The following is a 21,320-nucleotide window of genomic DNA, read 5'->3' as shown; positions in this document are numbered from 1 at the left end:
CGCGCCATCCCGATCTTCCTTCTGCCCGGTCCCACGGTCGACAGTCTGCATGGCTGTGCCGTGCGGTCCGGGCTTTCTCGTTTCAGGAGCCTGTCATGGCCGATTATTTCACCCATTTCTCGTGCCTGTTCGACGTCGGCACGCCCGACAACGCCGCCCGTGCGCTCGACCTCTACAACACGCTCTCCGAGGATGGCGCATCGGAGGAACCGCCCTCCGATGGCTTCCTCCTTTCGATCCAGCCCGAGCACGGCGGCAGCCAGCTCTGGATGCGCGACGACGTGACCGGCGACCCTGAGCGCCTCATCCGGTTCGTGCAACGCTGCGCCTCCGAGTTCGGGCTCACCGGCAGATGGGGTTTCCAATACGCCAACACCTGCTCAAAGCCCCGGCTCGACGGCTTCGGCGGCGGCGCCCATGTCCTCGACCTCGCCACCGGCGAGACCGTGGACTGGATCTATACCGATGGCTGGCTCGACCAGACCATGTCCGGCGAGGGAGGCCCGCTATGAGCATCCCCGCCCATGCCCGGAGCAATTTCCAGACCCTGCTGCGCGCGGCAGGCGACGGCAATCTCGCGTTCATGGAGTGCCTCGACGCGGTGACGGGTAGTCCACGCTACGTCATCTGCGCGGTGGGACGCGACGAGGGCGATTACGTCTTCACGCCCTTCGGCCATCTCGCCGACGGCAATCCTTACGACGCTTATCTGCCGCCCGACCCCGATAATCCTGACGGCTTCGTGCGGCCGGAGACGGGAGATGCGCCATGATGGACATCGACGCCATCTTCGCGGCGGATCACGAGCGCCCGCCCGCCGAACGGTCGCTCCCTTGGCCAGAGACCAGGGACGGCCTTACCGTCATCATAGAACCCAAGCCCCATTGGGCCAGCGACATGCGGGCATTCCGAACCAAGACCCGTGAATATTGCGCCTATGCCGATTGGACCGCGAACGGCGCCCGCGCGCGGTTCTTCGGGCACATCGACACTAGCGGCGACGACCTGATCCGCAAGGCGCGCAGGCTCATCGCCAGCGAGATCGCGGACGGACACTGGAACTGATCTCTTGGAAAGCACCCCGCCGCACGGCCGGGGTGCTTTTTTTCATGCCGGCCGCGAAGGGCATTTCGAGAGTGAGAGGGCTGCCGGGACGGGTCGAGTCCGGGCGGTCGAGAGAGAGCGCCGTTCGGGCGTCCCTTTCCCGCTCTCCCGAGGTTCCCGACCATGAACATTCTATCGCCCGTCGCCATGCCGGCTGCGCCCATCGTCCGTGCGTCCGCCATCATCGCCGCCGCCCATCAGCTTCTCGCCATGCTCGAACGCGGGCAGCGGATCGACAACGCCGGCCTTCGCACCGCCATGGAGATCGCCTTCGAGGCTTCCGACGCGAGCGGCGTCTGGGACTGGAAGACGGCCTACGAAGCCTGCGAATGCGCGACCGTCCTGTTCCTGCGCAAATACGGACGTGCGCTTTTCCGTAAAGCCGACACTCCGGCTGCACGTCTTTCCGCTTTGTCGAAAGTCTCCGGCCTTCTGCCGACGCACACCCGCCGTTCCGAGGAGAGCCAGGCGCATCAGCAATTCTCGACGCCGGTCCCGCTCGGACTTGCCGCCATTGCCGCGGCCGCGATCATCCCGCGCGACATCGTGCTGGAGCCCTCGGCCGGCACGGGCCTGCTCGCCATCCTCGCCGAGATCAGCGGCGGCTCGCTGCTCCTCAACGAGCTGGCGGAAACCCGCGCCGATCTGCTTGGCCAGCTCTTTCCGGCCCTTACCGTCACGCGCGTCGACGCCGCCCAGATCGACGATCATCTTCCGGCGACCGCCGTTCCCTCCGTCGTCTTGATGAACCCGCCCTTCTCGGTGATGGCGCACGTCTCCGGCCGCATGGCCGACGCCGCCCTGCGCCATGTCGCCTCGGCCCTGGCGCGGCTCGCCGACGGGGGACGTCTGGTGACAATCACCGGTGCGAACTTCGGCCCCGAGCAACCGGCCTGGCGCGATGCTTTCGTCCGGCTTCAGGAGCGCGGCCGCGTCGTCTTCACCGCTGCGATCGACGGCTCGGTCTATGCCAGGCACGGCACGACCATCGAGACACGGCTCACCGTCATCGACAAGCTGCCCGCCGAAGATCCGGCCGTATTTCCGGCATCATCGGGTCTTGCGCCTGACGTCGCCACGCTGCTCGCCTGGATCGAGGCACAGGTTCCACCGCGCCTGCCGGTCAATCTTCCCGATAATGCGCGCGCCGTGACGGGCTCAGCGCCTCGCACCGTGCGCGGCTATCTTGCACGAACCGCAACCGCACGTCCGACCGCGCCTTCGTCCATCGACGCGGAAGGCATCGAACTCGGCTACGACCCGGTGGACTGGACGCCGCCTGAGGGCGCCAACCTCACGGACGCGATCTATGAAGAATATGGATTGCAATCGATCCGTATTGCCGGTTGTCAGGCACACCCCACCAAGCTCGTGCAATCGGCGGCCATGGCGAGCATCGCGCCGCCCAAGCCCGCCTATCGGCCGATGCTTCCGGCAAATATCACCGATCTTCTGTCGGACGCCCAGCTTGAAACCGTCATCTATGCCGGCGAGGCCCATTCGGATTTCCTTGCCGGTTCGTGGACCGTCGATGCGACCTTCGATCTCGTCCAGGCGGCTCCGGCCGAGGCTGAGAACGCCGTGCGCTTCCGCCGTGGCTTCATGCTCGGCGACGGCACCGGGGCTGGCAAAGGCCGCCAGTCTGCCGGCATCATCCTCGACAACTGGCTGCGCGGACGCCGCAAGGCGGTCTGGATCTCCAAATCCGACAAGCTGATCGAGGATGCGCAGCGCGACTGGTCCGCGCTCGGCATGGAGCGCCTGCTGGTCACGCCGCTGTCGCGCTTTGCCCAGGGCAAGCCGATCATCCTGTCGGAAGGCGTCCTATTTGCAACCTACGCCACGCTGCGCTCCGACGACCGTGGCGAGAAGGTTTCGCGCGTCCGGCAGATCGTCGATTGGTTGGGCTGCGATTTCGACGGAGTGATCATTTTCGACGAGAGCCACGCCATGGCCAATGCCGCAGGCGGCAAGGGAGACCGCGGCGACGTCGCCGCTTCGCAGCAGGGACGCGCAGGCCTGCGGCTCCAGCACGCGCTGCCCCATGCCCGCGTCGTCTATGTCTCCGCCACCGGCGCGACCACCGTCCACAATCTCGCCTATGCCCAGCGGCTCGGCCTGTGGGGCGGCGAGGATTTCCCCTTCGCCACCCGCGCCGAATTCGTCGAGGCGATTGAGGACGGCGGCGTTGCAGCCATGGAAGTGCTTGCCCGCGATCTGCGTGCGCTCGGCATCTATACCGCCCGTTCGCTGTCCTATGATGGCGTCGAATATGAGCTGGTCGAGCACGCCCTGACTGACGAGCAGCGCCGTATCTACGACGCCTATGCCGGCGCGTTCGCGGTCATCCACAATCATCTCGACGCGGCGATGCAGGCCGCCAACATCACCGGCAACGACGGGACGCTGAACCGGCAGGCCAAGTCCGCAGCCCGCTCGGCGTTCGAGAGCGCGAAGCAGCGTTTCTTCGGCCACCTGCTCACGTCGATGAAAACGCCGACGCTGATCCGTTCCATCGAACGCGATCTCGATGATGGCCACGCCGCCGTCATCCAGATCGTCTCGACCGGCGAAGCGCTGATGGAACGCCGACTGGCCGAGATCCCGACCGAGGAATGGAACGATGTTCGCGTCGACATCACGCCGAGGGAATACGTCCTGGACTACCTCGCCCATTCCTTCCCGGTGCAGCTCTACGAGCCGTTCACGGATGGCGAGGGCAATCTGTCCTCGCGCCCGGTTTATCGTGACGGCCAGCCCGTCGAGAGCCGCGAAGCCGTCGCGCGGCGCGACGAGTTGATCGAACGGCTCGCGTCCCTGCCGCCCGTTCCCGGCGCGCTCGACCAGATCGTGCAGCGATTTGGCGCCGACATGGTTGCCGAGGTGACGGGCCGCTCGCGGCGCATCGTTCGAAAGGGCGAGCGGTTGGTCGTGGAGAACCGGGCGCCCTCCGCCAACCTCGCGGAAACCGCAGCCTTCATGGACGACCTGAAGCGCATCCTCGTGTTCAGCGACGCCGGCGGCACCGGCCGCAGCTATCACGCCGAGCTGTCGGCGAAGAACCAGCGCCTGCGTGTCCACTACCTCCTCGAATCCGGATGGAAAGCCGACGCCGCCATCCAGGGCCTGGGCCGCACCAATCGCACCAATCAGGCGCAGCCGCCGCTGTTCCGCCCGATCGCCACGAACGTGAAAGCCGAAAAGCGCTTCCTGTCCACGATCGCACGGCGGCTCGACACGCTGGGTGCGATCACGCGCGGTCAGCGCCAGACCGGCGGCCAGGGTCTGTTCAGGCCCGAGGATAATCTGGAATCGAGCTACGCCCGCGATGCGCTGCGCCAGCTCTACCTCCTGATCGTCCGCGGCAAGGTCGAGGGGTGCTCGCTGGGGCGTTTCGAGGCCGCGACCGGTCTGAAGCTGATGGACGACAATGGCATCAAGGACGACTTGCCGCCGATCACCACATTCCTGAACCGGCTTCTGGCGCTCACCATCGAGCTTCAGGGCATCCTCTTCACCGCCTTCGAGCAACTGCTCGACGCCAAGGTGGCGGGAGCCATCGCCAGCGGCGTCTATGATGTCGGGCTGGAAACGCTGACGGCGGAGAGCTTCGTCGTCACCGAACGCACCACCATCTATACGCACCCAGCGACAGCTGCACAGACGCGGCTGCTCACCATCACCGAACGTCGCCGGAATCGGCCGACCACACTCGATGAGGCGCTCGGCTGGCTCGACGATCCGCAGGCCCGGCTGCTCGTCAACGCGCGCTCGGGTCGCGCCGCTGTTCAGGTATCCGCGCCGTCCATCATGCTTGACGATGGCGAGATCGAACGCCGCGTCCGGCTGATCCGGCCGATGGAACAGCATCATGCGACTCTCGCCATGATGGCGGACAGTCATTGGCAGGAGACCGAGCGCGACACCTTCGCCGCCGTCTGGCAGCGCGAGGTCGATGAGGTGCCTGCCTTCACCGACGGCACGATCCACATGGTCAGCGGCTTGCTCCTGCCCGTGTGGAAGCGCCTGCCCAACGAGTCGACGCGCGTCTATCGGCTTCAGACCGATGATGGCGAACGCATTATCGGACGGCGGGTTTCACCCGCCTGGGCAGCCAACGCCGCCTCGACCGGAACCACTAATCTCAGCAGTGGCGACGCCTATGCCGCGCTGGTGGACGGCCGCACCATCCTTGACCTGGCTGACGGGCTCCAGCTTCGCCGCGCGCGCGTCATGGGCGCGAACCGCATCGAGTTGTCGGGGTTCAGCGACACAATGCGGGATCGCCTGCGCGCCTACGGCCTCTTCAGCGAGATCATTTCGTGGAAGCTGCGCTTCTTCGTGCCGGTCGGCGCCTCCGGTCCCGCCGTCCTCGGCAAGCTGCTCGACACCTACGCCATTGAGCGCATCAGCGAACGCGAGGCGGCGTGATGGCACGACAGGATGCTTCCGATCTGGCGCACCGTCTCGGCCGGCAGGCCGAGGCGGTTTGCCGCCACTATCTTTCGAATGGGCAGCGCCAAGGCAACTATTGGCAGGTTGGCGATGTCCGCAACACCAAGGGCCGCTCGATGTTCGTCCGGCTGAAGGACAGCCCCAACGGCCGCGCGGGCAAATGGACCGACGCCGCCACCGGCGAACATGGCGATCTTCTCGACGTCATCCGTGAATCGCTCGGCCTCACCGACTTTCCCGATGTCACCGATGAGGCCCGCAGCTTTCTCAGCCTGCCGCACCCCGAACCGGAACCCGCGGCGCCAAGGCGCGGCGTTGCCCCGGCGCCTTCGGGATCGGCCGAGGCCGCACGGCGACTGTTCGCGATGTCGCAGCCGATCGCAGGCACTGTCGTGGAGACGTATCTGCGCCGACGCGGCATTACGTTTCTGCACGGAACCGGCAGCCTGCGCTTCCATCCGCGCTGCTATTACAGACCCGACGATGGCCCGACCGAGACCTGGCCCGCCATGGTCGCCGCCGTGACCGACCTCAATGGCAAGATCACCGGCGCACACCGCACCTGGCTCGCGCCCGACGGCTCGGACAAGGCGCCGATCGACACTCCGCGCAAGGCAATGGGCGATCTGCTTGGGGCTGCCGTCCGCCTCGGTGTGCCCGGCAGCGTGATGGCGGCAGGCGAAGGTATCGAGACCATGCTGTCGCTCCGGCAGGTCTTGCCCGAAATGGCCATGGCCCCGGCGCTCTCGGCGGCGCATCTGGCGGCCATCCTGTTCCCATCGACTCTGCGGCGGCTCTATATCGTCCGCGATGACGATCCCGCCGGTGACGGCGCGCGCGACGTGCTGATCGAACGCACGAACGCCGAGGGCATCGAGGCCATACCATTGTCGCCGGCGCTCGGGGACTTCAACGAGGATCTCCAGCGTCTCGGCATTGATGCGCTCCGCGCTGGTATCCGGGTGCAACTCGCACCGGAGGACGTTGCCCGCTTCATTACCCGGGCAGCGTAGCCGGAAAGGGCTGAAGGGCTGCGCGCAGCGGTCATGTCCGAGTGGATGCGCAGCGGCGGAAAGAGGACCGCGCCTCGGCCTTCGAGAGGGCGATCGGCCGTCAGCCGGGCCGGATCGGCAATGGCTGCGGCCGACGATTTTCCGGCGGCCCAGGCCCACCCCATGCGGCAAGCCGCCTGGGGACCCCGAACCCGCGCCTTTCCATCGCGAAACAAAATCGCCGGCCTTCGCCATCCTCCGCTGACGCTTCGGCCCTTCGCTGCGCTCCGGGTGCAGGTCCGTCCCGCCCGACGGCTTCGTCGCCAAGAAGGCCGCGATGGTCGCGGTCCAATCCGACGGAGCATCCCATGAGCGAGCACGACGACTACGAACCGCACCACGAGTCATCCCCGACCGACCAGCTGATCCAGGACTTGCAACTCCACGGCTATCGTCCTTCCGAAGACGAACTCGACCAGCGCCCGCCACCGGAGGACCGCATCATCGAAGGCGCCGTCGCCGACATCTTCGACGCCCTCGTCGCCACGATCACCGACACCAGCCTCGATTTCGATCTCCCCGATCTGCTCTGGTCGACCGTCAACATCTTCCACCGCGCCGTGGACCGGATCGAGCAGAAGCTCGACGACAACGAGCAAGCGCAAAAGCAGCTTCAGCGCGAACAGGACGGCTCCGAGGTGAAATCCCTCCAGCTCGAGCGCCTCATCGACATCGGCATGAACCTGATCGACCGCCGCGACGGCATGGAAACCTTCCGCGAGGCTGCCGCCGAGCGCTATCGCGTCGCCACCGGCTCACCCTGGTCGCAACGCACCGGATCGCGGGTCAACCATCGCCACCTCACCGCGTCGCTGATCGACAGCCGCGATTTCCTCGCCGCCAGGAGGCGCGCAGATAGCGAGGTGCTCGTGCCAGCCGGGCCGAAGATCGCCTTCTCGGGTGGCGACACCGCCGACCATAAGCATATCTGGGCCAAGCTCGATCAGATCCATGCTAAGCACCCGGACATGGTGCTGTTGCACGGCGGCTCGCCGAAAGGCGCCGAAAAGATCGCTTCGCGCTGGGCCGACAGCCGCAAGGTGCCGCAGGTCGCCTTCAAGCCCGACTGGACCAGGCACGCCAAGGCGGCACCTTTCAAACGCAACGACCAGATGCTCAGCATCGTGCCGATCGGGGTCGTGATCTTCCCAGGCACGGGCATTCAGGACAATCTCGCCGACAAAGCCCGCAAGATGGGCATCCCGGTCTATCGGTTCGGCTCGGGCGGCGCGTAAGCGCCGCCGTCAACCCAAGAGTAGCTGAGGTTGCGTGCCCAGCACGATCCATTCGACGATGTTGCCGGCTCTGATAGTGAAACCACGATTGCGCAGGGCGTCGGCATCGGCATCGCTCAGCCGGCATTGCGTGCCATGGCTCGATGAACCGTCAATATTTACAACGCCGATCTCATCTCCTTTCCGCCCGTATACATGCGCATGGGTCTGCCCAACACCGTGAGTTGGCTGATCGATGCGAATGTTCTTATCGAAACGACCGTTAACCCATTTGCCTTCGTCCAGGCGTTCAAAGCGGTCATTGTCTTCGGACACAAGGATTTCGGTCAAAGTAGGAAGGTTCGCGAACTCACTGAATCTCAAAATTTTCCTCCAATTCGAACATTGAGTACTAACTACGTGACGCACCACTCAGAGAATACTACCAACTCCAAGTCTGGAGAACCCACCGCAGGATGCTCCCGTTCGGAAGAGGCATACACCCATCCCGTTGGCCGTCTGCCCACCCCGCTTCAAGACGCTGATCCTTTGGTTCTGCCGATGGCCTGACGCCATCAACCCGTAAAGGGTCGGACTACGCATGCGCGTGCCGCCGCTCCGGCTGCGCCTTGCGCGGTGATTGCGGCCAACGGCCGAACTCTTCGGGCGCCTGTCAGCGGGGGATGGACCTCCGCTCAAACAGGAGCCAGGTCGATGTCCTTCCAAACCGCTCACGCCTTCGCCTTCAGCCTCGCCACCACCCTGATGGCCGCCATTGTCATCTACCGCGCCGGCGACGGCACGCTCTCCGTCACCCCGGCTACCGAATATGACGGCGACGACGACGCCATCATCGGTGAAATCGACCCCTTCGCCTCATGAGGCGAACGGGGTCGCACGAACGGCGGACGCGGCGCGCTTGCGCTCCCCCGGCGACAGAATTTCTGCTAATCTCGCTGTCGCGCCATGGTGGTGGTGGAGGCGCATCCGTCTGACATTTGCGGAGACACCACCATGATCTTCATCGGCATTCTTCTCAGCATCGCCGCCATCGGCTTCCTTTGCTGGCTGCTGTTCACGCTTGCGGTATTCGCACTTCCGTTCTTCGCGGGCGTGACCGCAGGCACATGGGCCTATGGCACTGGCACCGGATGGCTAGGCGCGATCCTTGTCGGTTTTGTCGCCGCAGGTCTTACCTTCGGCCTCGGCCAATTGCTGCTCGCGACCGTCCGTCCGACCTGGGCGCGGCTGCTCATCGCCGCGGCCTTCGTCGCCCCGGCTGTGGTCGCCGGTTTCCATGCCACCCATGGTATCGTGAAACACACCATGCCGTCGGAGACATGGCAGACCGCATTCTCGATCATCGGAGCCATCGCGGTCGGCATCGTCGCTTTCGCCCGTATCACCGGAATGGCGGCGTCCAGCCCTGTGGCGGGGCATGTGTCCCACACCTAACCCCCGACACCCATTTGGAGCGGGATCAGGCGGCGCATGGCATTATCACGCACGCCATCAGGCTAGCCCGATAGGAAGCGGAATTGCGGGACATCGGCTGTGCCCGCCTGTCGTGCAGCGGTGGAGCGCGCCGTAAGCGGCAGCGACGTCGTGGCCGGAGGAACCTCAGTGTCGAAGCGTTCCGTCAGGGCTAACGGAATGGCAAATGCGTAGCGCAGGCCTGTTCAAGGGATGTTTCCACCTGTGATCATTGATCGGGTCTCCGGGGCCAATGCGAGGGCCGCCACCGTCTCCGCCAACGATCCCGTCCAGCACCCGCTCCAAAACGGCCTCTTCAATGGCCTGATCTGGCCGAAGGTCAGCTTCGCCTCGAGCGCCTAAGCCACAACGGCTGGTCCCGACTTTCTTCCCCTGCCGGCTGCGCCGTCATTCCTCGCGAAACAACAAAGTCGCGCCTGCGCCATCCTCCGCTCTCGCTGCGGTCGCAAGCGATGTGTCGGCGCTCGCCTCCGGCCGGTCGATCGCCATCGAGGCCGCAGTGGTGCGGGCTCGAAACGGAAAACGGAGACTTACAATGGCGACCATCGGCACCTTCAAGAAGACCGGCTCGAACGAATTCACCGGCGAAATCGTCACCCTCAGCGTCCAGGCCAAGGGCGTGCGCATCGTTCCCGACCTGCGCGCCAACGGCGAGAACGCCCCCAGCCACCGGGTCCTGGTCGGCCGCGCCGAGATTGGCGCCGCCTGGTCCAAGCGCTCCAACGAGGGGCGCGACTATCTGGGCCTCAAGCTCGACGATCCGAGCTTCAACGCTCCGATCTACGCCAACCTCTTCGACGACGAGGATGGCGAAGGCTTCTCCCTCATCTGGTCCCGCCCCAACGGTCGCCGCAGCGACTGAGGCGGACACAGCAAGGCCCCGGCCGCAAGGCCGGGGCCGCCTTCCGATTCAAAGCGGATCGGCTGCCACTGGTGCGGTCCGCGGATAGATGCGCCGCAACCGAATGCGAACGGTTCGGCCTTACTGGCGAAACCGAAAAACCGGGCAGAAGAACCCTCGGCCTCACCAATAACATCAAGACAAATAGGCGAATCGACCGGTCAAGATCATCGCGATGCCGGTCCCCGACTCGGGTCTATAAGCTAGCCGGAAGGGGCGAGGACGACTAAAATAGTCGTAGTTCTGGAGCGCGCGTGGGTTGCGATGGGAGGTGATCATGCATGATCACCGCCCGACAATCCCGGGCCGCACGCGCGTTGCTGGGTTGGACGCAGGAGACGCTCGCTGACAAGGCTCGCATATCGCTGACAGCACTCAAACGCCTTGAATCCGAAAGCGGGCTCGAGGTGTACGAGACGACACGCGATCAGGCACGCAGGGCCCTGGAAGCCGCCGGCATCGTTTTCCTGTCGACCGACCGTGGGCAAGGAGTGCTGCTGGTCGACGATCGCGGAAACAAGCCGAACCGATCCACCGTCGCGCACTGACCTTCCGCGTAATCGCCCATTGCATACGCTGCCGATGGGCTCGATCGAACTTGGTTAACGGGCAGGCTTCGTTTACCAATCGCGTCTGTACCATGACCAAAGCATTCGACGATATCGCGCCGTCCGGGCAGGAACTCACCGAGTACGACAGGTCGCATGTCAAACTCTACATGCGCTTGTTGGATGCGGCCGCTGACGGTGCGCATTGGGAGGAAGCCGTCCAGGTCCTGTTCGGCCTCGACCCCGCCAGCGAACCAGAGCGCTGCCAGCGCATCCATGATAGCCATCTCGCCCGCGCCCGCTGGATGACGCACACGGGTTATCAGCATCTCCTCCGGCAGGCCCACAGCTGACATGCTTGCAGCCCGCGTGATGCCCTTTCAACATCACGCGATGCCCCGCTTCAGGGTTCCGGCATTCACCCCATGCCACGAACAATGGGCATTCGACTTACGCGCACCACGCGGGGAGTTGATGCAATGAAGCCTGATACATCGGACTGGCGGAATGAGGGGGGCTACGACTTCCTCGACACTCTTGCGATCGAAGGACTCGCATGGGAATGCCTTCGCAGATCCCGCCTGTATCAGGACCATTACGCACGTCTGGCCTCCGCCAGCACCGAAACCTTGCCGCTGCCTCACGAAGCGCAGCAGCGCTGGGGGTTGCGATTTCGCCGCAAGACCCAGTCTTTCAGCGATGCAGCAGCAAGTGGTGTGGTCGCCATCGAGCAATCCGGCCCTCATCATGCTGACGCAGCGGCCAGACTTCCTGCCCCAGGCCGACAATAGTCTCGCCGATCGCTTCATTGCGGAGCGTGACGGCCCAGAAGGGGCGTACTCCGTTCTCCGCGAGCATGACCTCCAGATCCTTTTTCGTCCCGGCGTATCGCCCACTGATCAACTCGCGGCAGTCATACCAATCGATGACGACATCCTCGACCGCATCGATGCGCTTACCCGGTTGTCGCGAGCCTGGCTCGAACGCCCGCCCCTGCGCGACACACGCCTGACCGTCGACCAGCGCCGCCGTTTTCGCTTAAGGCTCCGCGCAGCCGATGGGCGCATGAACGGCGCCACCTATCGCGAGATCGCCATCGCAATTTACGGCGCGGCGCGCGTCGAAACCGACCCCTGGAAGACATCACCGCTGCGCGACGCGGTGATCGGGTTCGTCGAGGCAGGCATGGCGCTCATCGGCGGCGGCTATCTGAAACTGCTCCGGCACCGCCGCCGCGCTTAGCCGGGTCGATGACTGGGGTGGGAAATTCAGCCACCCCAACTTTCCCATCCCACCCGCCGATGGTCCTCCGCCACCGTGGTCGCTGTCAGCCGCTGATCGCCAGCGGCCCCCAGCAACCCCACGGAGGCCCGCTCATGCGACCCGATACCGCCGCGCTCCCGCCACGCTACCTGCGGACCAAGGAAGCCGCCGAGTTTCTCAGCCTCTCGGCACGCACGCTCGAAAAGCACCGCACCTATGGCACCGGCCCGGCCTACCGCAAACTCGGCGGGCGGGTCGTCTATTCCGTCGACGACCTCGAAACCTGGGCGGCGCGCGGCGCCGTCACCTCGACTTCCGATCCGCGCGGATCGGTCCTTCCCGCCAAACGCCACGCGCTGCCGATCGGCCAGATCGCCGGCCGCTACGCACGCTGATTGCGCCGGTCCCCTCCATGGCGGCGCGTCGTGACCTTTCGGAGCGCGGGCAGCTCGATCTGTTTCGTGCGCTCCCTGGCGACTTCGCGCCACGAGACGCGCAGGATCTGATGGCCTATCCCTTTTTCTCCCTCTCCAAATCCCGTCGCATCGCCCCGATCGATTTTGCCGCCGGCAACGTCACGATCCGGGTCGAAGCCGTGCCCGATCACGGCATGGCCACGATCTGGGACGCGGACATCCTGATCTGGGCGGCCAGTCAGGTCGTCGAAGCGCGCGATGCCGGTCTTCGCACCTCGCGCCTGATGGCAGCGACACCCTATGAGATCCTCAACTACGTTGGTCGCGGTACGTCCTTGCGCGACTATCAACGCCTCAAGGCGGCGCTGGACCGCCTGCAATCCACGACCGTGTCGACATCCATCCGGCAACCGGTCGAGGGCCGCCGCCATCGCTTCTCCTGGATCAACGAGTGGCAGGAGCGCACCAATCGTCAGGGGCGGCCCGATGGCATCGAGCTGATCGTCCCTGACTGGTTCTACAAAGCCGTTCTCGACGACGCTCTCATCCTGACCATCGACCCGGCCTATTTTGATCTCACCGGCGGCCTCGATCGCTGGCTCTACCGCCTCGTGCGCAAACATGGCGGCCGTCAGCGCGCTGGCTGGCGTTTCGACCTGCGCCATCTCCATCTCAAATCCGGCAGCCTGTCGCCGTTCAAGCGCTTCGCCTTCGAGCTACGCGACATCGTGCGGCGCCAGCCGCTGCCCGGCTACCGCCTCTCTCTCGAGGTGGAGATTGGTGGGCGCACGCTGCTCGCCTTCGAGCCGCTCGCGGCCTGTGGAAAAGCTGTGGACGGCCTCGTGCTATCGGGAACCCGGACTATCGTGCCATCAGGAACCCGAGGCTCGTGCCATCAGGAACCCAAGTCAGCCATAAGCTATGGAAAACACGGGTGGAATCGCACCCTTAACTTAGAGTCTAACCCAGAATCTAACTTTGAAGAACGCGCGCGCGATGTGGGAAACATCATCCGCACCGCCGCGAACAACCTCCGCGCCAACGGCAAAACACCAGCTCGCGACACCTCCGCCAACCAGCCAGGCCGGCAGGAAGGCGAACCGCTTGCTACCGATCCGCGTCCGTTCGGGAACCCGCCCGGAGGTGCTCGATGATCGTCGCGCTGCTCAATCAGAAAGGCGGTGTCGGCAAGACGACGCTGGCGCTCAACCTCGCCGGCGAACTCGCCGGACGCGGCAAGCGAGTCACCCTGATCGATGCGGACCCGCAAGGCTCGGCGCTCGACTGGTCCGAGCAGCGCAGCCGTAGCGGCCTGCCGCGCCGCTTCGGCGTCGTCGGCCTGGCCCGTGACACGCTCCACCGCGAAGCGCCGGAACTGGCGAAGTGCGTCGATCACATCATCATCGACGGCCCGCCGCGCGTCGCGGGCCTGATGCGCTCGGCGCTCCTCGCCGCCGACCTCGTGCTGATCCCCGTGCAGCCGTCACCGCTCGATGGCTGGGCGTCGGCGGAGATGCTGGTGCTTCTGGGCGAGGCGCGCATCTACCGCCCCGAGCTTGTCGCCCGCTTCGTGCTGAACCGCTGCGACGCGCGCACCATCCTTGCCCGCGAGACGGCCGAGGTGCTGGCGGAGCACGACCCGGCGCTCCTCGCCGCCACCATCGGCCAGCGTGTCGCCTTTGCCGCCGCGGCGCAGACGGGCCGTCTGGTCGCCGAACGCGACGATGCGACATTGGCCGCGCGCGAAATCGCGGCGCTCGCCGACGAACTGCTGCGTCTTCCCATCGGCAGGAGCGCTCCATGACCGAGCGATCCACCCGTCGCGGCTTCGCAGCGCGCCCTGCCGATCCCGATCGATGGATCAGGGGCGCCGACACTGCTCCGCGCACGATCGATGCAAGCGCGTTCACCGCCCGGCTAACCATCGACGTGACACCCGAATTGCGCGGCAGGATCAAGATCGCCGCCTTCGGTCGCGGCGTCACCGTCGCCGACATGCTGCGCGCGTTGCTCGCGCGCGAGTTCCCGCCAACCGAAGGAGATCCCTCATGACCGGCATCGCGGCTCCCCACGCGAGCGGCGGCGCGATGCCGTCAGCACGTCCTCGCGACGACCTGACCCATGTCGAGCTGACATGGGTCGAGCAAAAGATCGAATACTGGATCAGGTTCGGCCGTGAAGCGCGCGAACAGATCATCGACCGCCGGCGGCGTGTCGTCTCGTTCCGGCCCAATACAATATTCGCCTTCGTCCGATGGACGGCCAACGACTTCGGCACGGTCAGTTCTCGCATCGACATCGTGCGCGCGATCGAGCCGGGCGAACCGCACCAAACGCTACCTTTCGTGCGCCCAGGCGGCGAAATCCTGCTGAAAATCGACGGCTGGCCGAAGGTCGAAAGCGTCCTCCGGCATATCGATGGCATCGAGGCGATCGGCATCGACGCGGACACGGCTGCGCCGGATCACTGGCGTCATGTCCACAACCGCCTGGCGGCAGGTCATCAACCTCAGACCTACACGCCCGCGCAGCATCGCGCCTTCCTGCTGCGCACCAGGGTCATGCTGTGACGCGGCCCGGCCTCATCCTCACGATGGCGCTCGCCACGATGGGCGTTGCGTATCCGGCGCTCACGCCGATACCGATCAAGCTCCTATGGAACGCATCGGCCAGCGCGCCGGTCGGGCTCTACATAATCGACTCCGACGGCCCATTCGAAGTCACCGACCTCGTCGCCGTCGATGCGCCCGAGCCGCTCGCCGCCTTCCTCGCCGAACGCGGCTATCTGCCCAAAGGCGTACCGCTATTGAAGCACATCCTCGGCACCGCCGGGCAGACGGTTTGCCGCGCGAACCTCACCATCACCGTCGATGGCGCCGAGATGGGTGAAGCGCGGGAACGTGATCGCGCGGGCCGCGACCTGCCCGTCTGGCAGGGCTGCCGCCGCATTCCGACCGGCGAAGTCTTCCTCATGAACTGGCAGGTCCCCGACAGCCTCGATGGTCGCTACTTCGGCCTGACCTCCACCAAGCAGATCATCGGCCGCGCGGCCCCGCTGTGGACCGACGAGGAAGGCAACGGCCGCTTCGAATGGCGCGCGCCGACGCGGTGAGCGCGCGACCAGCGGCATTCCCACCGCCGCCGATTTCATCACCGCAGCACAATCGACAGGAGTCTCGCATGACACAGATCGGAGAGTTCACGAAGCTGAAGACTGGCTATGACGGGCGCATTCGCACGCTAAGTCTCAACATCACGGTCGCCGTGGTAGCGGCCGAGCCGAGCGATACCGAGAACGCGCCGGACTATCGTGTTCATGCCGAGGGCGAGGACGGCCCGGAGATTGGCGCTGGCTGGAAACGCTCCAGCGACAAAGCCGGCGCGTTCGTCTCGATCCAGCTCGACGATCCCACACTCCCGCAGCCGATCCGCGCCAACCTCTTCCAGAACGGTGACGACAAAACGTCCTGGTCGCTGCACTGGTCGCGCCCGCGCGATCGCGGCGAGAAGGACTGATCGATGTCTGCTCGCCGATCATCGACGAGCCGGCGGAGTGCGCTCGGGCGGCCTCGATCCGCCCGGCGCATGGCTATCCTTCTCCTTTCCGGCCTGATCGTCGCCACCAGCACGGCCGGCGGCGCTATCGCGCAAACGTCACCCGCTTTGGGCACGACATCAGCCGAACCCCACGCCGCCTTCGTCGCGGAAGCTTCGCGGCGCTTCGGCATTCCCGAACTCTGGATCGTCGCCGTCAAGCGCGCCGAAAGCGCGGGCGATGTGCGGGCCATATCATCGGCCGGTGCGATGGGGCTGATGCAGATCATGCCCGGCACCTGGGCGGGTTTGCGCACCCGCTATGGCCTCGGTCATGATCCCTACGATCCGCGCGACAATATTCTCGCAGGCGCTGCCTATCTGCGCGAAATGTTTGACCGTTACGGCGATGTCCCGGCGATGCTGGGTGCCTATAATGCCGGACCTGCCCGCTACGATGCCTATCTGCGGACAGGCCGCGCGCTGCCTGCTGAAACGCGCGCCTACATCGCGTTCCTCGCTCCGCAACTCAGCGGGGCGTCGCCATCCGGCTCACCGTCCAACACACCGCCACCCACCCCAGATTGGCGTGAGGCGCCGCTGTTCGTCGTGCGGTCCATTGACGCGCGTTCTGTCGTTTCACGACCGGGTAACGCACATACGGACGATCGCCGGCCCCCGGTCACGGCGCGCGCATCCGATCCAGCCGAAACGCTGGACACGCCCCTTGTTGTCGCTCGCTCCGACCCGGAAACGCCGTGATGAGCCCGTCCAGCATCCGTCGCAGCCGGTCGCGCCCTAGCGTAACATGGAGGGCGCAAGGGAGAGAGGCAGGCACAACAACCGAACGATGGCAGGATAAAAGGGCGCACATTGTGCGGCGGTCGGGCGGTTGTTTTTGCAGGAATTTCTGGCGCGCCGCGCACATTGTCATGCTTTTGGGCAATGTGCGCCGCAGGCCCAGTGCATTGTATCTACGCACTTTTTCGCACATTGTGGGCTCGCCTCATGGCCGATGACCATGAGTTCCGCGTTCGGCCTGGGCGCATCCGCTCGGCCTGCGCCCAGTCGGCCCGGCCCTTCATTGCCCAGGCCCTCGCCGCAGCAAAGAAAGCGGGCGGCGGCATCTCGCGTTCCGGGCGCATCGTCTCCGCCAATCGCTCCCGCTTCGGCCGTGGCCAGCGCGCCAGCATCCAGGCGAACCGCTTCATCACCGCGCGCACGCGCGGCGCGGTCATCAAGGCCCGCGTCGTTCGGCATAGCGCCCGCGCCGCCCCCCTCGGCACCCATCTCGACTACCTCCGCCGCGACGGCGTCACCCGTGACGGAGAAAAGGCGCGGCTGTTCGGATCGGGGAACGAGGATGCTGACGGCCGGGTCTTCGCCGAACGGTGCGAGGAGGACCGCCATCACTTCCGTTTCATCGTCTCGCCCGACGACGCTGCGGAGATGTCGGACCTGAAGTCCTTCACCCGCGATCTGGTCAGCCAAATGGAGAAGGATCTGGACACGCAGCTCGACTGGGTCGGGGTCGATCACTGGAACACCGCTCATCCGCACGTCCACCTGATCGTGCGCGGCGTCCGCGACGACGGCCAGGATCTCGTGATCTCCCGCGACTACATCAAGGAAGGGATGCGCGACCGGGCGCGCGACCTCATCACGCGGGAACTGGGACCGCGCAGCGATCTCGACATCCGCCGGACCCTCGAAAGCCAGATCGGGGCAGAACGCTGGACGCAGCTCGACCGGCAGCTTGTCCGCGATGCTGGAAAATCGGGCGTCATTGATCTTGCCCCGGACGCCGACCGCCAGCCCGACGAGTTCCATGCACTGAAAGTCGGGCGGCTGCGCAGGCTGGAGGTGCTCGGCGTCGCCGAACAGGTCGGCCCAGGGCAATGGATCATCAAGTCCGAGGCCGAGACGGTGCTGCGCGAACTTGGGCTGCGCGGTGACATCATCAAGCGCATGCACCGCGCATTGGTCGAGCACGGCATCGAGCGCGGATCGACGAACTATGTCCTGGCCGGCGAAAGCCTCGACGTGCCGGTCATCGGCCGACTGGTCACGCGCGGCCTCGACGACGAGCTGAAGGGGACGGCCTACGCCGTCGTCGACGGCGTGGACGGCAGGACGCATCACATCAGGCTGCCGCATCTCGACGCCGCCGGTGACAGCCGACCGGGATCAATCGTCGAACTGCGTACCTATGAAGATTCGCGCGGTGATCGCCGCGTGGCGATCGCCATCCGATCAGACCTAGATCTTAAGCAGCAGGTAAGCGCGACCGGCGCGACGTGGCTCGACCGGCAGGCCATCGCCCGCGAGCCGGTCGCCATGTCGGAGGGTGGATTCGGCGCCGAGGTCCGGGAGGCGATGCAGCGCCGCGCCGACCATCTGATTGGCGAAGGTCTTGCCGATCGCCAGGGGCAGCGCATCACCTTCGCCCGCAATCTGATCGACACACTCCGCCGCCGCGAACTGGACGCCGTAGCCGACAAACTCAGCTCCGAAACCGGCCAGCCGTTCAAGCCAGCGGGAAACGGCGAATATGTCGCCGGCGCCTATCGCCAGCGCCTTGCGCTCGCATCCGGCCGCTTCGCCATGATCGATGACGGCCTCGGTTTCCAGCTCGTGCCCTGGTCGCCGTCCCTCGACAAGCATCTCGGCAAACACGTCTCCGGCGTCGCGCGCGCCGACGGCGGCGTCGACTGGAGCTTCGGTCGCAAGCGCGGCCTCGGCCTCTAACCACCCAACAAGAAAGGAACGCTGCGATGTCCGCGACCAAAATCCTCTGGGGGCAGATTACCGTCGTCTTTCTGATCATCCTGATCACCACCTGGGCGGCAACCCAATATGTCGCGTGGAGCCTTGGCTTCCAGGCTCAGCTCGGTTCGCCCTGGTTCGTTCTGGCGGGGGTGCCGATCTACTATCCGCCTGCGCTCTTCTGGTGGTGGTACTTCTACGAAGCCTACGCCCCGGACATCTTCGCCGAGGGCGGGATGATCGCGGCGTCGGGCGGCTTCATCGCCATAGCCGTCGCGATCGGCATGTCGGTCTGGCGCGCTCGCGAGGCGAAGAACGCCGAGACCTACGGCTCGGCGCGGTGGGCCGAGAAGGGAGAAGTGAAGGCGGCCGGGCTGCTCGGCGCTGACGGGGTGGTGCTGGGCCGCTACGAACGCGCATACCTCCGCCACGATGGGCCGGAGCATGTGCTGTGCTTTGCACCGACACGATCGGGCAAGGGCGTCGGTCTGGTCGTACCCTCTCTCCTGACCTGGCCAGGCTCGGCCATCGTCCACGACATCAAGGGAGAGAACTGGCAGCTTACCGCAGGCTTTCGCGCCCGGCATGGCCGCGTCCTGCTGTTCGATCCGACCAATCCGAAATCCTCGGCCTACAATCCCTTGCTCGAGGTGCGCCGCGGCGAATGGGAGGTCCGCGACGTCCAGAATATCGCCGACATCCTCGTCGATCCCGAGGGCAGCCTCGAAAAGCGCAATCACTGGGAAAAGACCAGTCACGCGCTGCTAGTCGGCGCGATCCTGCACGTCCTCTACGCCGAGGACGACAAGACGCTCGCCGGCGTCGCGGCCTTCCTCTCCGATCCGAAGCGGCCGATCGAGTCGACCCTCGCGGCCATGATGAAGACCAGCCATCTCGGCGACGCCGGGCCGCACCCGGTCATCGCCAGCGCCGCGCGCGAACTCCTCAACAAGTCGGACAACGAACGCTCCGGTGTGCTCAGCACCGCCATGTCATTTCTCGGCCTCTACCGCGATCCCGTCGTCGCCGAGGTGACGCGGCGCTGCGACTGGCGGATCACCGACATGGTGGGCGGCAAGCGCCCGGCCACGCTCTATCTCGTTGTCCCGCCGTCCGACATCAACCGCACCAAGCCGCTGATCCGCTTGATCCTCAACCAAGTCGGGCGGCGCCTAACCGAGGATCTACAGGCCAAGGCCGGTCGTCATCGGCTGCTGCTCATGCTCGATGAATTTCCCGCGCTCGGCCGGCTCGACTTCTTCGAATCCGCCCTGGCCTTCATGGCGGGTTACGGCCTCAAGAGCTTTCTGATCGCCCAGTCGCTGAACCAGATCGAGAAGGCCTACGGGCCGAACAACTCCATCCTCGACAACTGCCATGTGCGCGTTTCCTTCGCCACCAACGACGAACGCACCGCCAAACGCGTTTCCGATGCACTTGGCACCGCCACCGAGATGAAGGCGATGAAGAACTATGCCGGCCACCGGCTCTCGCCCTGGCTCGGCCACCTGATGGTATCGCGCTCGGAAACCGCGCGTCAGCTCCTGACCCCGGGCGAGATCATGCAGCTTCCTCCCACCGATGAGATCGTCATGGTCGCTGGCACGCCGCCCATCCGCGCAAAGAAGGCGCGCTACTACGAAGACATCCGCTTCAAGGAGCGCATCCTGCCGCCCCCCAAACTGGAACGACCCGCCGAAGGTCGGCCAGACGATTGGAGCAAGCTGCCGACGCCAGCGCGCCCCGAGGCGAGCGATGCCGCGGCCCCACCGATCGGCCCCGATGACGATCCGACCGAGTCCGAGCGGCGTCACCAGCCCGAACTCAATCGGCTGACGCCCATCGAGAAGAAGACGCCGATCGACAATGAGTTCGAGATCGAACTGCCCGACGATACCCAGGACGAAGCAACCCGCAATCAGCGGCTGACCCGCGTCATGCGGGGCGTCGCTCACCAGGTTTCGCTCGATCCCAACGACGGCATGGAGCTGTAGCGCCATGGCCGGACGCAAGAAGAAGGCGCAGATCTCGGTCTATCTCGATCCCGATGTCATGGCGATGCTCTCCGACTTCGCCGCGCGCCGCGAGCAATCGCTCTCCCTGATCGCCGAAGCCGCCATCGCCTCCTTTCTGTCGCCGGACGACGCGCAGCGGCGGGAGGCGGTGGTCGCCAAACGGCTCGACCAGATCGATCGCCGCCTGATGCGCATCGAGCGCGATGTCGGCATCAGTGTCGAAACCATGGCCGTGTTCGTCCGGTTCTGGCTGACTACCACGCCGGCGCTTCCCGAACCTGCCGCTCAGGCGGCGCGGGCAATGTCCGGAAAGCGCTATGAGGCCTTCATCACCGCGCTCGGACGCCGTTTGGCGCAGGGGCCGAAGCTCAGACAGGAGATCGTCGAAGATGTCGGCGAGGCGCCGGCGGGCGAGAAAAAGACCGCTTCATAGAAGCTGATATCGCCGGATCAAGATCAGCGCGCCGCCGCCGTTCGCCTGTATTTACACGCCACACCACTACGACGAGCGATACTTGTTGAACTGGCCTGATTCAGGGCTCTTTTAATCGTCCCCGA

At 65.4% G+C, this 21,320-nt stretch carries 24 protein-coding genes and 1 pseudogene; 24 read left to right on the top strand and 1 reads right to left on the bottom strand.

Annotation, left to right across the window (positions count from 1 at the left end; all coding sequences use genetic code 11):
- Positions 1 to 95: 95 nt before the first annotated feature.
- From GGR48_RS13270 to GGR48_RS13245, 6 genes are all read left to right on the top strand, one after another.
- Positions 96 to 512 (top strand): hypothetical protein, encoded by a 417-nt coding sequence (locus GGR48_RS13270; protein WP_066522328.1) that lies wholly within the window; start codon positions 96 to 98, stop codon positions 510 to 512.
- Positions 509 to 772, top strand: coding sequence for a DUF6117 family protein (locus GGR48_RS13265; RefSeq protein ID WP_183952329.1), 264 nt, complete (start codon positions 509 to 511; stop codon positions 770 to 772). Before GGR48_RS13270 ends, GGR48_RS13265 begins: the two co-directional genes overlap by 4 nt.
- Entirely contained in the window at positions 772 to 1,065 is a 294-nt protein-coding gene (locus GGR48_RS13260) for a hypothetical protein (RefSeq protein ID WP_240455916.1), read from the top strand. The genes GGR48_RS13265 and GGR48_RS13260 overlap by 1 nt, the downstream gene beginning before the upstream one ends.
- Positions 1,066 to 1,227: 162 nt before the next feature.
- A complete protein-coding gene (locus GGR48_RS13255; RefSeq protein WP_183952328.1) occupies positions 1,228 to 5,535 on the top strand; it encodes a strawberry notch family protein in 4,308 nt (1,435 codons plus the stop codon).
- Positions 5,535 to 6,572, top strand: coding sequence for a DUF7146 domain-containing protein (locus GGR48_RS13250; protein WP_183952327.1), 1,038 nt, complete (start codon positions 5,535 to 5,537; stop codon positions 6,570 to 6,572). The genes GGR48_RS13255 and GGR48_RS13250 overlap by 1 nt, the downstream gene beginning before the upstream one ends.
- 347 nt (positions 6,573 to 6,919) lie before the next feature.
- Entirely contained in the window at positions 6,920 to 7,846 is a 927-nt protein-coding gene (locus GGR48_RS13245; protein ID WP_183952326.1) for a DUF2493 domain-containing protein, read from the top strand.
- A gap of 9 nt (positions 7,847 to 7,855) precedes the next feature.
- On the opposite strand, the gene GGR48_RS13240 is transcribed toward GGR48_RS13245, so the two are convergent.
- Positions 7,856 to 8,176: a hypothetical protein gene (locus GGR48_RS13240; protein WP_066522464.1), complete on the bottom strand. Its 321-nt coding sequence runs from the start codon at positions 8,174 to 8,176 to the stop codon at positions 7,856 to 7,858.
- Positions 8,177 to 8,539: 363 nt separating this feature from the next.
- Between GGR48_RS13240 and GGR48_RS13235 the strand changes: the two genes are divergently transcribed.
- From GGR48_RS13235 to GGR48_RS13155, 18 genes and pseudogenes are all read left to right on the top strand, one after another.
- Positions 8,540 to 8,707, top strand: coding sequence for a hypothetical protein (locus GGR48_RS13235; RefSeq protein ID WP_169800607.1), 168 nt, complete (start codon positions 8,540 to 8,542; stop codon positions 8,705 to 8,707).
- A gap of 132 nt (positions 8,708 to 8,839) precedes the next feature.
- Positions 8,840 to 9,280: a hypothetical protein gene (locus tag GGR48_RS13230; protein ID WP_183952325.1), complete on the top strand. Its 441-nt coding sequence runs from the start codon at positions 8,840 to 8,842 to the stop codon at positions 9,278 to 9,280.
- Between the two features lie 574 nt (positions 9,281 to 9,854).
- Complete coding sequence (locus GGR48_RS13225; protein WP_183952324.1) at positions 9,855 to 10,181, top strand: DUF736 domain-containing protein; 327 nt, start codon at positions 9,855 to 9,857, stop codon at positions 10,179 to 10,181.
- 320 nt (positions 10,182 to 10,501) lie between these two features.
- A complete protein-coding gene (locus GGR48_RS13220; protein ID WP_066520673.1) occupies positions 10,502 to 10,768 on the top strand; it encodes a helix-turn-helix domain-containing protein in 267 nt (88 codons plus the stop codon).
- Positions 10,769 to 10,860: 92 nt separating this feature from the next.
- Positions 10,861 to 11,121 carry a DNA -binding domain-containing protein gene (locus GGR48_RS13215; RefSeq protein WP_183952323.1) on the top strand — a complete coding sequence of 87 codons (261 nt, stop codon included), beginning with the start codon at positions 10,861 to 10,863 and terminating at the stop codon, positions 11,119 to 11,121.
- Positions 11,122 to 11,193: 72 nt separating this feature from the next.
- The gene (locus GGR48_RS18455) at positions 11,194 to 11,559 is read left to right on the top strand and encodes a transcriptional regulator domain-containing protein (RefSeq protein WP_425326509.1); all 366 of its coding nucleotides are present in this window, start codon (positions 11,194 to 11,196) and stop codon (positions 11,557 to 11,559) included.
- Entirely contained in the window at positions 11,468 to 12,010 is a 543-nt protein-coding gene (locus tag GGR48_RS13210) for a DUF2285 domain-containing protein (RefSeq protein WP_183952322.1), read from the top strand. The genes GGR48_RS18455 and GGR48_RS13210 overlap by 92 nt, the downstream gene beginning before the upstream one ends.
- 134 nt (positions 12,011 to 12,144) lie before the next feature.
- The gene (locus tag GGR48_RS13205; protein WP_183952321.1) at positions 12,145 to 12,426 is read left to right on the top strand and encodes a helix-turn-helix transcriptional regulator; all 282 of its coding nucleotides are present in this window, start codon (positions 12,145 to 12,147) and stop codon (positions 12,424 to 12,426) included.
- 17 nt (positions 12,427 to 12,443) lie between these two features.
- A pseudogene (locus GGR48_RS13200) lies at positions 12,444 to 13,259 on the top strand (replication initiator protein A); the annotation flags it as partial.
- A 338-nt stretch (positions 13,260 to 13,597) separates the two neighbouring features.
- The gene (gene parA, locus GGR48_RS13195; RefSeq protein WP_183952319.1) at positions 13,598 to 14,251 is read left to right on the top strand and encodes a ParA family partition ATPase; all 654 of its coding nucleotides are present in this window, start codon (positions 13,598 to 13,600) and stop codon (positions 14,249 to 14,251) included.
- Positions 14,248 to 14,499, top strand: a complete 252-nt coding sequence (locus GGR48_RS13190) for a hypothetical protein (RefSeq protein WP_183952318.1) — start codon at positions 14,248 to 14,250, stop codon at positions 14,497 to 14,499. The genes parA and GGR48_RS13190 overlap by 4 nt, the downstream gene beginning before the upstream one ends.
- Entirely contained in the window at positions 14,496 to 15,017 is a 522-nt protein-coding gene (locus GGR48_RS13185; RefSeq protein WP_183952317.1) for a DUF2840 domain-containing protein, read from the top strand. Before GGR48_RS13190 ends, GGR48_RS13185 begins: the two co-directional genes overlap by 4 nt.
- Entirely contained in the window at positions 15,014 to 15,559 is a 546-nt protein-coding gene (locus tag GGR48_RS13180; RefSeq protein WP_183952316.1) for a S26 family signal peptidase, read from the top strand. Before GGR48_RS13185 ends, GGR48_RS13180 begins: the two co-directional genes overlap by 4 nt.
- A 68-nt stretch (positions 15,560 to 15,627) precedes the next feature.
- On the top strand, positions 15,628 to 15,963 hold the full coding sequence (locus GGR48_RS13175) for a DUF736 domain-containing protein (protein ID WP_183952315.1): 336 nt from the start codon (positions 15,628 to 15,630) through the stop codon (positions 15,961 to 15,963).
- Between the two features lie 69 nt (positions 15,964 to 16,032).
- Positions 16,033 to 16,743 (top strand): lytic transglycosylase domain-containing protein, encoded by a 711-nt coding sequence (locus GGR48_RS13170; protein WP_240455917.1) that lies wholly within the window; start codon positions 16,033 to 16,035, stop codon positions 16,741 to 16,743.
- 246 nt (positions 16,744 to 16,989) lie between these two features.
- Positions 16,990 to 18,729, top strand: a complete 1,740-nt coding sequence (locus GGR48_RS13165) for a relaxase/mobilization nuclease domain-containing protein (RefSeq protein ID WP_183952313.1) — start codon at positions 16,990 to 16,992, stop codon at positions 18,727 to 18,729.
- 26 nt (positions 18,730 to 18,755) lie between these two features.
- Positions 18,756 to 20,741 (top strand): conjugal transfer protein TraG, encoded by a 1,986-nt coding sequence (locus tag GGR48_RS13160; RefSeq protein ID WP_183952312.1) that lies wholly within the window; start codon positions 18,756 to 18,758, stop codon positions 20,739 to 20,741.
- Positions 20,742 to 20,745: 4 nt separating this feature from the next.
- A complete protein-coding gene (locus tag GGR48_RS13155; protein WP_183952311.1) occupies positions 20,746 to 21,195 on the top strand; it encodes a CopG family transcriptional regulator in 450 nt (149 codons plus the stop codon).
- The last annotated feature ends 125 nt before the right edge of the window (positions 21,196 to 21,320 follow it).

Origin of the sequence: Sphingomonas pseudosanguinis (genome assembly GCF_014196255.1) — a bacterium.
Classification (GTDB): Bacteria; Pseudomonadota; Alphaproteobacteria; order Sphingomonadales; family Sphingomonadaceae; genus Sphingomonas; species Sphingomonas pseudosanguinis.
Note: the sequence above shows the minus strand (reverse complement) of the source record. Positions and strands in the feature narration are given on the sequence as shown.

What these genes read in the sequence shown, in the direction of transcription:
- GGR48_RS13270 (WP_066522328.1), top strand. Translation starts at nt 96, where the DNA reads ATGGCCGATTATTTCACCCATTTCTCGTGCCTGTTCGACGTCGGCACG.
- GGR48_RS13265 (WP_183952329.1), top strand. Translation starts at nt 509, where the DNA reads ATGAGCATCCCCGCCCATGCCCGGAGCAATTTCCAGACCCTGCTGCGC.
- GGR48_RS13260 (WP_240455916.1), top strand. Translation starts at nt 772, where the DNA reads ATGGACATCGACGCCATCTTCGCGGCGGATCACGAGCGCCCGCCCGCC.
- GGR48_RS13255 (WP_183952328.1), top strand. Translation starts at nt 1,228, where the DNA reads ATGAACATTCTATCGCCCGTCGCCATGCCGGCTGCGCCCATCGTCCGT.
- GGR48_RS13250 (WP_183952327.1), top strand. Translation starts at nt 5,535, where the DNA reads ATGGCACGACAGGATGCTTCCGATCTGGCGCACCGTCTCGGCCGGCAG.
- GGR48_RS13245 (WP_183952326.1), top strand. Translation starts at nt 6,920, where the DNA reads ATGAGCGAGCACGACGACTACGAACCGCACCACGAGTCATCCCCGACC.
- GGR48_RS13235 (WP_169800607.1), top strand. Translation starts at nt 8,540, where the DNA reads ATGTCCTTCCAAACCGCTCACGCCTTCGCCTTCAGCCTCGCCACCACC.
- GGR48_RS13230 (WP_183952325.1), top strand. Translation starts at nt 8,840, where the DNA reads ATGATCTTCATCGGCATTCTTCTCAGCATCGCCGCCATCGGCTTCCTT.
- GGR48_RS13225 (WP_183952324.1), top strand. Translation starts at nt 9,855, where the DNA reads ATGGCGACCATCGGCACCTTCAAGAAGACCGGCTCGAACGAATTCACC.
- GGR48_RS13220 (WP_066520673.1), top strand. Translation starts at nt 10,502, where the DNA reads ATGATCACCGCCCGACAATCCCGGGCCGCACGCGCGTTGCTGGGTTGG.
- GGR48_RS13215 (WP_183952323.1), top strand. Translation starts at nt 10,861, where the DNA reads ATGACCAAAGCATTCGACGATATCGCGCCGTCCGGGCAGGAACTCACC.
- GGR48_RS18455 (WP_425326509.1), top strand. Translation starts at nt 11,194, where the DNA reads ATGCCACGAACAATGGGCATTCGACTTACGCGCACCACGCGGGGAGTT.
- GGR48_RS13210 (WP_183952322.1), top strand. Translation starts at nt 11,468, where the DNA reads ATGCAGCAGCAAGTGGTGTGGTCGCCATCGAGCAATCCGGCCCTCATC.
- GGR48_RS13205 (WP_183952321.1), top strand. Translation starts at nt 12,145, where the DNA reads ATGCGACCCGATACCGCCGCGCTCCCGCCACGCTACCTGCGGACCAAG.
- parA (WP_183952319.1), top strand. Translation starts at nt 13,598, where the DNA reads ATGATCGTCGCGCTGCTCAATCAGAAAGGCGGTGTCGGCAAGACGACG.
- GGR48_RS13190 (WP_183952318.1), top strand. Translation starts at nt 14,248, where the DNA reads ATGACCGAGCGATCCACCCGTCGCGGCTTCGCAGCGCGCCCTGCCGAT.
- GGR48_RS13185 (WP_183952317.1), top strand. Translation starts at nt 14,496, where the DNA reads ATGACCGGCATCGCGGCTCCCCACGCGAGCGGCGGCGCGATGCCGTCA.
- GGR48_RS13175 (WP_183952315.1), top strand. Translation starts at nt 15,628, where the DNA reads ATGACACAGATCGGAGAGTTCACGAAGCTGAAGACTGGCTATGACGGG.
- GGR48_RS13170 (WP_240455917.1), top strand. Translation starts at nt 16,033, where the DNA reads ATGGCTATCCTTCTCCTTTCCGGCCTGATCGTCGCCACCAGCACGGCC.
- GGR48_RS13165 (WP_183952313.1), top strand. Translation starts at nt 16,990, where the DNA reads ATGGCCGATGACCATGAGTTCCGCGTTCGGCCTGGGCGCATCCGCTCG.
- GGR48_RS13160 (WP_183952312.1), top strand. Translation starts at nt 18,756, where the DNA reads ATGTCCGCGACCAAAATCCTCTGGGGGCAGATTACCGTCGTCTTTCTG.
- GGR48_RS13155 (WP_183952311.1), top strand. Translation starts at nt 20,746, where the DNA reads ATGGCCGGACGCAAGAAGAAGGCGCAGATCTCGGTCTATCTCGATCCC.